At 44.3% G+C, this 11,864-nt stretch carries 10 protein-coding genes; 1 reads left to right on the top strand and 9 read right to left on the bottom strand.

What is annotated here, in order from left to right; all coding sequences use genetic code 11:
• Window position 1: 1 nt before the first annotated feature.
• From GR929_RS11005 to nirB, 3 genes are all read right to left on the bottom strand, one after another.
• Window positions 2-715 (bottom strand): Crp/Fnr family transcriptional regulator, encoded by a 714-nt coding sequence (locus GR929_RS11005; RefSeq protein ID WP_159519715.1) that lies wholly within the window; start codon window positions 713-715, stop codon window positions 2-4.
• An 88-nt stretch (window positions 716-803) separates the two neighbouring features.
• A complete protein-coding gene (gene nirD, locus GR929_RS11000) occupies window positions 804-1,157 on the bottom strand; it encodes a nitrite reductase small subunit NirD (RefSeq protein WP_159519713.1) in 354 nt (117 codons plus the stop codon).
• A 5-nt stretch (window positions 1,158-1,162) separates the two neighbouring features.
• Entirely contained in the window at window positions 1,163-3,655 is a 2,493-nt protein-coding gene (gene nirB, locus GR929_RS10995) for a nitrite reductase large subunit NirB (RefSeq protein WP_159519711.1), read from the bottom strand.
• 174 nt (window positions 3,656-3,829) lie between these two features.
• Here nirB and GR929_RS10990 point away from each other — a divergent pair, with 174 nt between their 5' ends.
• The gene (locus GR929_RS10990) at window positions 3,830-4,414 is read left to right on the top strand and encodes a DUF4202 domain-containing protein (RefSeq protein ID WP_159519709.1); all 585 of its coding nucleotides are present in this window, start codon (window positions 3,830-3,832) and stop codon (window positions 4,412-4,414) included.
• Here the strand turns inward: GR929_RS10990 and GR929_RS10985 are convergent.
• From GR929_RS10985 to GR929_RS10960, 6 genes are all read right to left on the bottom strand, one after another.
• Window positions 4,411-5,127: a HesA/MoeB/ThiF family protein gene (locus GR929_RS10985; protein ID WP_159519707.1), complete on the bottom strand. Its 717-nt coding sequence runs from the start codon at window positions 5,125-5,127 to the stop codon at window positions 4,411-4,413. The genes GR929_RS10990 and GR929_RS10985 overlap by 4 nt on opposite strands.
• Entirely contained in the window at window positions 5,124-5,591 is a 468-nt protein-coding gene (locus GR929_RS10980; protein WP_159519705.1) for a molybdenum cofactor biosynthesis protein MoaE, read from the bottom strand. Before GR929_RS10980 ends, GR929_RS10985 begins: the two co-directional genes overlap by 4 nt.
• A gap of 75 nt (window positions 5,592-5,666) precedes the next feature.
• The gene (locus GR929_RS10975; RefSeq protein WP_159519703.1) at window positions 5,667-5,915 is read right to left on the bottom strand and encodes a MoaD/ThiS family protein; all 249 of its coding nucleotides are present in this window, start codon (window positions 5,913-5,915) and stop codon (window positions 5,667-5,669) included.
• Window positions 5,916-5,917: 2 nt separating this feature from the next.
• A complete protein-coding gene (locus GR929_RS10970) occupies window positions 5,918-6,889 on the bottom strand; it encodes a GTP 3',8-cyclase MoaA (RefSeq protein WP_159519701.1) in 972 nt (323 codons plus the stop codon).
• Window positions 6,890-6,899: 10 nt separating this feature from the next.
• Complete coding sequence (locus GR929_RS10965) at window positions 6,900-8,354, bottom strand: rubredoxin (RefSeq protein WP_159519700.1); 1,455 nt, start codon at window positions 8,352-8,354, stop codon at window positions 6,900-6,902.
• Window positions 8,355-8,361: 7 nt separating this feature from the next.
• Window positions 8,362-11,859 (bottom strand): nitrate reductase, encoded by a 3,498-nt coding sequence (locus GR929_RS10960; RefSeq protein WP_159519698.1) that lies wholly within the window; start codon window positions 11,857-11,859, stop codon window positions 8,362-8,364.
• Between the last annotated feature and the right edge of the window lie 5 nt (window positions 11,860-11,864).

Here is an 11,864-nt window from a genome sequence, read left to right as displayed (position 1 = left end):
ATTAGCTCTGAATGAAGTAATGATGTTCGTCAATCTCTTGTTTTAGTATATCGGTGCTGGGAATTCCTAACTTTTTTGCGTCGCTGATGATGAGCCCGTCTTTTTTAAGCACCGAGATGACACGAATTACCTGTTCTTCGGTGGTCCCCGCAAAATCGGCTATTTCTTTTCGGCTGAGGCGAATGCTCAGATAGCCTTTTTTCTGGCCAAACTTGCGGTTGATGTATAACAATGAGTCGATGACTTTTTCTCGCACAGTCATGTGGGCAAACTTGCGGACTTTTGTTTCGCTGCGGTTGAGCTCGTCGGCATAAAACACCATAAAATCGTAAGCCATTTGTGGAATTTCCTGCAACATTTTTCTCATATCGTTGGTGGAGAAGTTACAAAGCACGGTGTCTTCCAAAGCCACTGCGCCAATGGGGTAGTATTGATGAGTGCTGAATCCGCGTTGCCCCAGCATCTCGCCATCTTTGGCAAAGCGCAGAATTTGCTCCCGCCCATTAATTCCGGTGTTCAGCACTTTCACTTTCCCTGAGTAAACGAAAAAGATGCCATGAATCGGTGCTCCCTCAATAATGATGTTCTGCGTTTTCCGGCAAGGAATCGTATTTTTCTTTTTGAGGAATTTTTGCGCAACCTCATCGTGGCAAAATTTCTTGATCAGACAGCTTTCATTCTGACAACTGATGCATTCGATACGTTTTCTAATCATGATCTTTCATTTTTGGTATTTCGGCAATGCTGTTGCTCATTTTGAAATTGAATCATTTTGTTGTCGTTGATCGTCGATTTATGAAATTTTATTCAATTCCGATAAGTACATACCCCTCCTCAATTTTCACCGGGAAGGTTTTCAGCTGGAATTCTTCATCCGTCAGGCATTTGCCATCTTCCAGCGAAAAAGTTTTTTTATGAAACGGACACGCCACTTTCGGATGTCCTTCACTGTCGCCTGTCAGACCGCGCGAGATAGCCATTTCGCCTTTGTGTGGACATTGGTTTTGAGTAGCAAACCAACGCCCTTCGTTGGTAAAGTTGAAAACTGCAATTTGCTCTCCGTTAACGAGTACTGCAGCTCCTCCATTTCTAGGAAAATCCTCCACTGCAGCGGCCTTCACCCATTCTTTGATTTCGGTTTGTTCTTTTATTTCCATAATTGTTATGCTTTTGCAGGGATTTTTTGATCCCGTAGTGGTACAAATTTGATGTTATTATCGATTTCGTCTGAATTCACGAAATGACGGAATTTATTTCTTAATTCCGGAGTGCGGACAACTTCTGTCCATTCGCATTTGTAGTGAGATATCAGCTCGGCCATTTCCTCTTCCAGCTTGTTTCCTATGCCAAGTGAGTCTTTTACCACCACATCTTTCAGGTAGCCCAATCCGCCTTCCAGGCTAGCCAGCCATTTGGATGTTCGGGTTAATGGTTCGGCTGTTTTAATGTAGTACATCAGGAAGCGATCGAGGTATTTAACCACTGTTTCCTTGTCGATATCGGATGCCAGAAGGTCGGCATGGCGTGGATTGGCTCCTCCGTTGCCACACACGAACAAGTTCCAGCCTTTTTCGGTGGCGATGATTCCAAAATCTTTACCACGAGCTTCGGCACATTCGCGCACGCAGCCCGAGACGCCACCTTTTAGTTTGTGCGGAGAACGCAATCCTTTGTATCGGTCTTCAACCTCAATTGCAAACGAAACCGAATCGTGCATTCCGTAGCGACACCAGGTCGATCCCACACAGCTTTTAACAGTCCGCAGCGATTTTCCGTAGGCATGACCACTTTCAAAGCCGGCATCAATCAGTTCTTCCCAAATAGCCGGAAGCTGATCGACCCGGGCACCAAATAAGTCAATTCGCTGTCCTCCGGTAATCTTGGTATACAGATCGTATTTTTTCGCTACCTGTCCAATGACAATCAATTTTTCAGGAGTAATCTCGCCACCTGGAATTCGGGGAACGACAGAATAAACTCCGCGTTGCTGAATGTTTGCCAAAAAGCGGTCGTTGGTATCCTGTATTGTATCTTGTTTGGTGATCAAATCATTCCAGATGCTTGCCAGCAAAGAAGCCACAACCGGCTTACACGTTTCGCAACCTGAGCCTTTGCCATAGGCAAGAATCAACTCATCGTAGCTTTTAAATTCATTAATTTTAATCAAATCATATAATTCCTGACGGGTATAATCGAAATGCTCGCAGATGGTTTTTCGCACCTCCCGGCCTTGCGATTTCATATAGTGTATCAGCAAATCGTCAAGCATTGGAGCACAACCGCCACATCCGGTTCCGGCTTTGGTACACTTTTTAATTTTTGGGACTGATTCAGCTCCATCGGTTTCAATGGCACTGAGTATATCGCCTTTGGTAATGTTTTCGCACGAACAAATAGCGGCGGTGTCGGGTAGGTCGCCAACCCCAATTCCCGCAGCACCTTCTCCTCCGCGTGCTCCAAGTATAAAGTCCTCAGGATTTTCAGGCAAGGCTATTTTGTTATTGACGACCTGTTTCAGCATGTTGTATTCTTCGGCTTCACCAACCAGGATACCGCCCAGCAGATATTTACCATCTTCCGAAATGTTCAGGCGCTTGTATATACCACGTGATTTGTTTTCGTAAACGATGGTTTTAATTTTATCGCTTTCAACCAGTGCTTCGCCAAAACTGGCAACGTCAGTTCCGATTAATTTCAATTTAGATGAAAGGTCGAAGCCTAAGAACTCCTGCGATTGTCCACCAATATTATTTACCAAAATTTCGGCCATCTCGTAGCAAGGAGCAACCAGCCCCCACACCATATTGTGCACTACAACACATTCGCCAATTGCGAAAATAGAAGGATCGGCGGTTTCCATTTTGCTGTTCACCACGATTCCTCCGCGTTGATGGACTTCCAGTCCTGCACTCCTGGCCAGTTCGTCTCGTGGGCGAATTCCTGCAGAAATAACCAACAGGTCAGCATCCAACGTGGACCCATCGGCAAATTGCAAGCCTTCCAGTTTGCCATTGCCTGTAATCTTTTCGGTACTTTTATTGAGTAGCACTTCCAGATCAAAATTTTCCAGTTTCGATTTCAAAATATTAGCGCCCTGAGGGTCCAACTGACGCGGCATCAAGCGAGATGCAAATTCAATAATGCTGGTCGGCAGGCCGTCGTCCAATACTGCTTTTGCAGCTTCTAAACCAAGCAATCCACCGCCAATTACCGCAGCTTTACTGGCTTTTGGAATATATTTCTTGATTTTGTCGATATCGTCAAACGTGCGGTATACAAAAACTCCCTCTTTTTCAATACCCTCAATTGGTGGGACAAATGCCGATGATCCGGTGGCCAATACCAGGATATCATAGGAATAAGTCTTTTCTTTTTCGGAGCTTACCGTTTTCGCTTCTCTGTCAATGGCGATTACCTTTTCGTTGGTCAACAACTCAATGTTGTGCTCATCGTACCACCCGGCAGGCGCAAGTAGCAGCTCATCAGGAACAGTTCCGGTGTAGTACGATGTAAGGTGAACCCGATCGTAAGCCGGATGTGGTTCTTCGCCAAAAACAACCAGCTTATACTGCTCTTTTAAAGGGGAAGAGGCAAACTTTTCACAAAACTTGTAGCCGGTCATTCCGTTTCCAATTAATACAATTCTTTTCTTCATTTTTGGCTATATTTAATTTTTAAATCTTTTCAATAAGATGTAGAGATCCCCGGGAACCAGTTTTGGGTTCTTGTTTTCTCTTTAAAATCAGTACGGTAAATGCGATTAATATCCTTTTGTCAGGAAGTCAACTTTTCAGCTTAGTTCACGTTTAATCATTAAAATCTTTTTCTCATGCACAGTGAATCTTTTCAAAATGCAACGGAAGCGTTGAAAGCCGCCCATTTGCAAGATCCCAATATTGAACTTGTCGGTTCTGGCCAAGTCCCGGCGGAGTGGTTGTACACCCGGCGGCTGCTTGCTTGTTTGAAGCAAGTTTACCCCGATGCTTCGGAAGCGTTGACCATTGCAACCTACTGTCAGCATTTGCATCGATGGGAAGTTAAGCGATCTGAATATCCCGATGGCAGAATTGGCTACTTCCAGTGGCGCAACTTTTTGGGCGATTACCAAGCTGATAAAGCGAAGTCTATTCTGAAAGCCAGTGGCTACTCTGACGATTTTATTTCGGAGGTGGTTGACATCATGAAGAAGCTGAACATTCATCGGTTGGATGAAGCACAAAAACTGGAGGATGTGGTTTGTCTTGTTTTCCTTGAGCATTACATGAATGATTTTATGCCTGGAAAGTCGGATGCGCAACTGGTTCAGATTGTGCAAAAAACCTGGGGTAAAATGTCTGATCACGGTCATCATGTTGCTTTACAGTTAAACTTGCCTGAACCAACCCGCCGGGTTGTCGAGCAAGCCTTGGGTTAAATTGAAAACAGGTTAAATCGGTTTTCAAAAATTGAGAAAACCAATAGTTTGCCAGAGAGTACCTCACCGTATCCGGTGATTATTTTGATCATTTCGTTGGCCTGAAGACTGCCGGCAATGCCAGGTAAAACGCCTACCAGTCCAATATCATCTGTTTGATAAATCCCGTCCTTAGGAACGGTTGGGAAGAGCTGGTTGAAAGCCGGTCCGTTTTGATAGTTGAACACGGTAACTTGCCCTTCGTAGTTCATTACCGAGGCAAAAGCCAGCGGTTTGTTGAGTCGTTGTGTTTCGCTGCCCACTAGTTGGCGGGTGTCGAAATTATCGGAGCAATCTGCTATTACGTCATATGGTTCAAGCAGTTTGGTTGCATTGTCTTTATTTAGTCGGGTGTTGTATAATTCAATTTCAATGGCCGGATATAAATCAGTTAGCCGCTCTGCCGCCATTTCAATCTTCTTTTTACCAACTTGCGATGAAGTGTACAGCACCTGCCGCTGTAAGTTAGAGAGGCTGACAACATCATCGTCCACTATCCCAATTGTGCCAACACCTGCAGCCGCCAGGTATATCAGCAGGGGGCTGCCCAGTCCCCCGGCTCCAATAACAAGCACCCGGGCATTTTTCAGCTTTTGCTGCCCGGTTTCACCAATTTCGGCTAGCGAAAGGTGACGGGAAAAGCGGCTATATTCTTCTGTTGTTAGCTTCTTCATTCGGCGTGTTGGTATTCGTGTTTATGATGATGTGGGTGTGAAGGGGAGCTGCAATCGCAGTTTTGTCCCCATTCGCTGCTTCCATCGGTATAAAATTCGTGTTTCCAAATAGGCACTTCATACTTTACCCGATCGATTATGTAACGGTTGGCCTCGTATGCCGCAGCCCGGTGTGCCGATGCGGTAATAACCACTACGGCACATCCGGAAATATCGACATGTCCGACACGGTGCACACAGATCGCCTTGTTCAGATCCCATCTTTTATGGGTGTCGGCTAAAATCTCTTCAATCATTTTCTCGGCCATGGGCTCGTATGCCTCGTACTCCAAGTGAGTAACTGCTTTGCCTTTGTTATTGTCGCGCACTTCGCCACTGAACAAAACCACAGCACCTGAATTCGGATCGCGAAAGTCATCGAACAAGTTGGCGTAATGGATGGGTGTATGTTGAATGTGCTTCATTTATTTATTAGTCCTTTATCGTCATTTGATGGTTATTCATTGAATGTTGTGACTGTTCACTGCCAACGTTTCTAATTACCCTCCACTTGATGGTGGAATCAGGTAAACCGGCTCATCGCCTGTTTTCACTTCATTGTGAGGCACGAATTTTTCGTTGACTGCGATTCGGCAATTGTCCAAAATCTCACTGGCTTCAGGATTTAGTTTCTTAAGTTTTTGAATGAGTGACTGGTACGATGCCGGAAGTTTCAATTGTACTTCCATTTGCGGCGCGAAAAACTTTCGCAGTCCGGCAAAGCATGTAATTTGAATTTGTGTTTCCATTGTTATCCTCCTATATTTCTCATTGACAATTGGCTGCCATGAAACCTGACCGGTTGTTTTAGTAGTAGCAATTGCTGTAATTTTTGGGTTAATACTTCGGGTTTTTGAATAAAGGGTGCTAATTTTTCGCCACGGGCATTGCTCAGGCATCCGTAGAAATAGCCTCGGCTGTCCATCCGCAAGCGATTGCAATCATGACAAAAAGGTGTTGATTCGTTGGCGATAATTCCAAACGTCCGGTTTTCTCCAGCCGACCAGTAGCGTGCTGTTTCCGACTGTTTGCGGTGCAATTCCGTAATGCTGTAATGCTGATCAATGGTCTCCAGAATTTCTTTTTCTGAAAAGAACAATTTGTTGTTTCCTTCGAACAGATGGCCCATTTTCATCAATTCGAGGTACCGGATTTTAACGCCCAGTTGAGCGGCATAGTCTAACAGTGGAATGATCTGTGATTCATTCCTCCCACGCATGATGACAGCATTCAGCTTCACATGAAATCCAGCATGTAAAGCTGCTTCAATGCCGTCAAAAACCCGTTGGGGCTGATGATGTCTGGCGATTTTTTTGAACAGTTCCAGGTCAATAGCGTCAATCGAAATGTTGATTGACCGAAGTCCGGCTTCCTTCAACTGGTTGGCTGTTTGCTTCAAGTAATAACCATTTGTTGTCAGGCGTATATCCTCAATTCCGAGGTTTCTTATTTTACTAATCAGCTCAAAAAGGTCCATGTACAGCAGCGGTTCGCCACCCGTTAAGCGGATGCTTTTCAGGTTGACCAACTTATGAACGGCACCAATCATCGATGCAAACTCATCGGTGCTTAGCTGCTCTTCTTTGGGAGCAGAAATGGCAGCGGTTCCCGAAGCCGCTATGTCGTCGCTGACGCAGTATTCGCAAGAGAAATTACAGGTGTTCAGTAAGCTCACCCGCAGTTTTTCAAAACGTCTTCCGATATGGTCTTCAATTTTTTGCATCAATCTTTTTCTAGCTTGCTAATTCAGTTATTTCTAATTCGCTAAAGGCTGTTTTCGGGGTTTCACAAACCGGGCAACCGTAGTGATCCGGTAATTCATAAAATGTGGTACCCGCTTCAATATTGGTTAATAAATCGCCATATCGCTCGTCATACACTGTGCGGCATTCGGGACATTGGTGCACAATTTTATATGTGCGCCTGGGAGACTCCTGCCTGTTTAGGTGGCGCGTTTGGCTTTGCACAAACGACTGCGCATAGTATTTTTTCGAAATGTCATTTAGCTTTTCCGGCAGCTCATCCTTACTTAGGTTACCGGCATATTCCAGGTAATGGTTATTATTTGGATTGAAATCATAAGCATACTCAATGCTGTACTTTCGGGTGAAATCGTACTTGCCCAAAAAAGACAATCGGCCTTTAATTCGGATAACAACTGATGTAAACTTTTCTCCCGGCTGAGTCTGAATTCCAAATGACAATCCATAAGTTCGGATGTCAAGTTTGTCGAATGCAGAAACCAGGTATCGTTTTAGTTTAAACGCGTTCTCATCCAATAATGGTAAGTGCCAATTCAGTTCAAATGAAGAGTGGCGCATGTTAATTCCAAATCGCCCAATCAGTTCTTCCCAGTGTATTTTATCTTTGGTTTCAATATCTTTTATCAGAAGTGTTTTCCAGGGTGTGAAGCTTATTTTTACCACATTTGTTCGCTGGCAGAGCTGACAAACTTCTTTTAAAAATTGAATGGGATAGTTGTTGTTGCGCCAGTAAAACCCGGCCCAATACTGATCTTTCCCATCTATTTTATTTAAGCCTTCGTAGTAAGGAAAAAATCCGATTGGAAGGTCAATTTTTTTCGTGTTTTCTAGTGTAATTTTCTGTAAAGGTGAATTTTCGAGTGCATATAACAACGCTTCAACTGTTTCGAGCTTGTCCCGAATAATTAACTGCTCCAGTGCTTGGGCGAATGTCGCAATGTCATCTGTAAAAATTAGTCCGGGCCAAACTTGCGGGTCTTTGTTCGGATTTAAACTCAGGTACAAATGCCAATAGTTTGGTGTTTCGGATGCTACAAAATTGAGGTTTCCATAAAAAAGTGGCACCATATTTTGTTTTGGGTCAACGATGTTTATTCGCAGAACATGGTCGTAGGTAAACTGATCGATGATTTTCAGGTAAATACCGGAATATATCCACGATGTTGAAGGTAAAATGTCGACACAAGAATAAGAAGAAACTAAATTCTGAACTCCGGATGTGCGTTTGTGAATGGAAACACCACTTCTGTTCAGCTGTTCGGTTTTAAAATTCGTTGGCAGATAAAACAGAATATCTTGCCGCGATCCAAAATGAACATGTTTGTTCCCGGCCTTCTCTGCTACCAGCAGTATTTTGTATAGCAGGGCGGGAGAGAGCACTCCTCCTTTATTTAAAATTCGATATAGTTCTTTTGTTTCACTCATGTTTTACTTAGTTGATCGCAACCAATTCTTGTTTTTCTTTTAATATTTTTTGAATTTCCGGGCGACAGCTTCCACAGCCCAACCCGGCACTGGTGTACTCACAGACCGCATCCATATTATTAGCACCTGCCCGAATGGCTTTTTGAATATTTCCTACCCCCACATTGTTGCAGGAGCAAAGCAGTTTGCCAACGACTGGTTCAACAGGTTTACCTGTACGCAGCAGTTTATTTCGTAATCCGGCTAATTCGGTTTTTTTAATGATCAGCTTTTTGAATTCAGCAAATTCAGCTTTGTCTCCCATCAAAATTGCACCCATCAATACGTCATCTTTTACAATGCACTTTTTATAATACCGGGTGGCTTTGTCAATAAAAATCACTTCTTCATAATTTTTCGAACCATCAGGTATTCGGGTAAGTCCGATGGAGCAAAGGTCAATTCCGGGGAATTTCAAGATATTCATGGATTCGGTTCCGTGGTATTCACTCATTGGGTTACCATTGATATGGTCGGCTAAAACTTTTGCCTGATCTTCGGCGGCAGCAGTAATTCCAAAGAGGTTACCGTTCAGTTCTGCAATTTCGCCAATGGCATAAATAGATTGGCAGCTGGTTTGCAAGTGCTCGTTAATCAAAATTCCACGGCGGGTATCCACAACATCTTTGGCATACTCAATATTTGGCTTGGTGCCAATGGCGAAAACTACTGCATCAAACGAAATACGTTTTCCACTTTTAAACGAGACCAGGTATCGATTTTTAGGATCGGCTGAAACTTGGCTGACTTCGTCGTTAAAGAGAATATTCATTCCTTTTTCTTCCAGAATTTCACGAAGCAGACTGCCGGATTCATTATCGAGTTGACGATCCATCAGGCGTGGATTGCGATTAGCTAGGGTGACTTTAACGTTTAATTCCAACATTGAAGCGGCCATTTCCAGTCCCAGCAACCCCCCACCTACGACCAGTACCTGGTCGGCTGGTTTAACCTTGTCTTTAAAGCGATCGGCATCCTGTTTATCACGAATGGTAAATACTCTCGAATGTTTCATCCATTCCGGCTTAGCTACATTTGGGCGTGAACCGGTTGCCAAAATCAGCTTATCGTAACGGATGCTTTTCTTGTCGGAACAAAATATGGTCTTGTCTTTTGAATCAATTTTTTCAAGTGTTACACCAGCTTTCAATTTGATGTTTAAACGTTCGATTTCCTCATCACTTGTCTTTTGTAGGGCTTCCCAGCTCAACGTTCCGGCAATGTAATCGGGCAACAGTACCCGGTTGTAAAAGGGATGAATCTCTTTGGAGATGACGACAATTTCGTCAGCTGTGTTTTTTTCGCGATAGCTTCGTATAAATTGAATGGCAGCAGCTCCTGCACCTACCACAACAATTTGTTCCCGGGGTTTGCTGTATTTTGAAATAGCGACAGTTGTGTATTTAAAATCCGGTTCCTTCGATTTTGGGTCGACCAGGTCATTGGTAATATTGTTGGTGCGAGCATTGATGCCCGACAGCACTTTCCCCCAGTGCATGGGAAGAAAAACAACGCCCTGGCGAATTTCGTCGGTTACTTTTGCCGGAACCTGAACTTTACCGTTTCTACCTTCAACGACAACAATATCATCGTTTTTGATGTCGTGCAAGTCTGCGTCAATCGGATTGACTTCCAGGTAGGAATGCTCAATGTGCTGTTTCAGCTTTTGTACTTTTCCGGTTTTGGTCATCGTGTGCCATTGGTCACGAACACGGCCGGTTGTCAATATCAGGGGAAACTCTTTGCTCGGTTTTTCCGACTCGTTTTGAGGTTGAACGGCAAACAAATTTGCTTTTTGATTAGGGGTGTAAAATTTCTTATCCTTAAACAGACGCTCGGTTCCATTGCCGTTTATAAAAGGCCATTGAGCTGTTCCGTTGGTTTGAAGGTGATCGTAGGTTAATGATTCGAAAGAAAGGTTTGTTCCGGCGGTCAGCTGTTTGAACTCGTCAAAAACTTCGTTGGCACTTCTAAAGTTGAATCCCGAATAGCCCATTTTTCGAGCCACACGGCAAATAATTTCGTAGTCGGGCAGTGCTTCCCCAAGTGCTTTTACTACGTGGTTGATGTAGTTAATGCGTCGCTCCGAGTTGGTCATCGTACCATCTTTCTCCAGCCAGCCCGCTGCCGGCAGCACCACATCGGCGAATGGCAAGGTGTCCGATTTGTCGGAAATGTCCTGAACCACCACAAACTTAGCTTTTTGCAATGCCTTTTCAACTTTATTGGCATTGGGCAGACTAACCATGGGGTTGGTACAAATAATCCAGATTGCTTTGAGTTTTCCAGTTTCCAAAGCATCGATCATTTCGGTGGCGCTGTAACCAACTTTTGCCGGAACTTCATTAACCCCCCAAAAATCTGCTACTTCTTTCCGGTGAGCTTCATTATCCAGATTACGATGTGCCGGCAGTAAGTTGCACATGCCGCCCACTTCGCGTCCTCCCATGGCATTGGGTTGACCGGTTAGTGAAAATGGTCCCGAACCTGGTTTGCCAATTTGGCCTGTAATCAACGACAAGTTGATCAATGATAGATTTTTATTGACTCCAATTACACTTTGATTTAAACCCATGGCCCACATCGAAATGTAGCCTTTGGATTCTCCAATATATTTGGCTGCTAAACGGATGTCTTTTACAGGAACACCACAAATTTGTGCTGATTCGTCTACGCTGAGTTTCATTACCTGCTGCTGGTATTCATCAAAGCCATTTACATAGTTGCGTACGAAGTCCCAATCCAACAACCCATCTTCAATCAGGCAACGCCCAATGGCATTGTTGAGGTACACATCGGTGCCCGGTTTAAGTTGCAGATGAAGGTCGGCTGATTCGCAACTTTGAGTCCGGCGAGGGTCAGCTACAATGATTTTAACATCCGAGTCAGCAGCCTTTCGAGCTTCTACCCGGCGAAATAAAATGGGATGACACCAGGCCGGATTCGCTCCGGTAATGTAAAAACAGTCTGCTAAATCAAGATCTTCATAAGAGGCAGGTACCGCGTCTTCGCCCAATTGCATTTTGTAGCCAACCACAGCGGAGCTCATGCAAAGGCGCGAGTTGGTATCAATATTATTGGTGCCCCAAAAGCCTTTGGCCAATTTGGTGGCCACGTAATATTCTTCGGTCAGGCATTGGCCCGAAACGTAAAATCCAACTGAATCCGGGCCGAATTTTTTGATTAACGATTTGAAAACGGTAGCAACACGATCAACAGCTTCAGGCCATTCTACTTTGCGCAGTGGATGCCCTTTTCCTAACCGCATTTGAGGATACAGCAAGCGGTCGGATTGATTGTTGACCACATAATGCAGGTTCAACCCTTTGGAGCACAATTTACCCCGGTTGACCGGATGATCAGGATCACCTTTCACCTTAACCTTTCCGTCGGGCAGCCGGTTTACGAGTACTCCACAGCCTACACCGCAATATGAGCATGTTGATTTGTATTCTCCTACCTTCATCGGCA

The sequence above is a fragment of the Sunxiuqinia indica genome (assembly GCF_009847015.1).
GTDB classification, from domain to species: domain Bacteria; phylum Bacteroidota; class Bacteroidia; order Bacteroidales; family Prolixibacteraceae; genus Sunxiuqinia; species Sunxiuqinia indica.
This window is presented reverse-complemented; position numbering and strand designations above follow the sequence as displayed.

Coding starts and splice junctions, on each gene's coding strand:
- nirB (WP_159519711.1), bottom strand. CDS start 3,655: ATGAAGAAAAGAATTGTATTAATTGGAAACGGAATGACCGGCTACAAG.
- GR929_RS10980 (WP_159519705.1), bottom strand. CDS start 5,591: ATGAAGCACATTCAACATACACCCATCCATTACGCCAACTTGTTCGAT.
- GR929_RS10975 (WP_159519703.1), bottom strand. CDS start 5,915: ATGGAAACACAAATTCAAATTACATGCTTTGCCGGACTGCGAAAGTTT.
- GR929_RS10960 (WP_159519698.1), bottom strand. CDS start 11,859: ATGAAGGTAGGAGAATACAAATCAACATGCTCATATTGCGGTGTAGGC.
- GR929_RS10970 (WP_159519701.1), bottom strand. CDS start 6,889: ATGCAAAAAATTGAAGACCATATCGGAAGACGTTTTGAAAAACTGCGG.
- GR929_RS10990 (WP_159519709.1), top strand. CDS start 3,830: ATGCACAGTGAATCTTTTCAAAATGCAACGGAAGCGTTGAAAGCCGCC.
- GR929_RS10965 (WP_159519700.1), bottom strand. CDS start 8,354: ATGAGTGAAACAAAAGAACTATATCGAATTTTAAATAAAGGAGGAGTG.
- GR929_RS11005 (WP_159519715.1), bottom strand. CDS start 715: ATGATTAGAAAACGTATCGAATGCATCAGTTGTCAGAATGAAAGCTGT.
- GR929_RS10985 (WP_159519707.1), bottom strand. CDS start 5,127: ATGAAGAAGCTAACAACAGAAGAATATAGCCGCTTTTCCCGTCACCTT.
- nirD (WP_159519713.1), bottom strand. CDS start 1,157: ATGGAAATAAAAGAACAAACCGAAATCAAAGAATGGGTGAAGGCCGCT.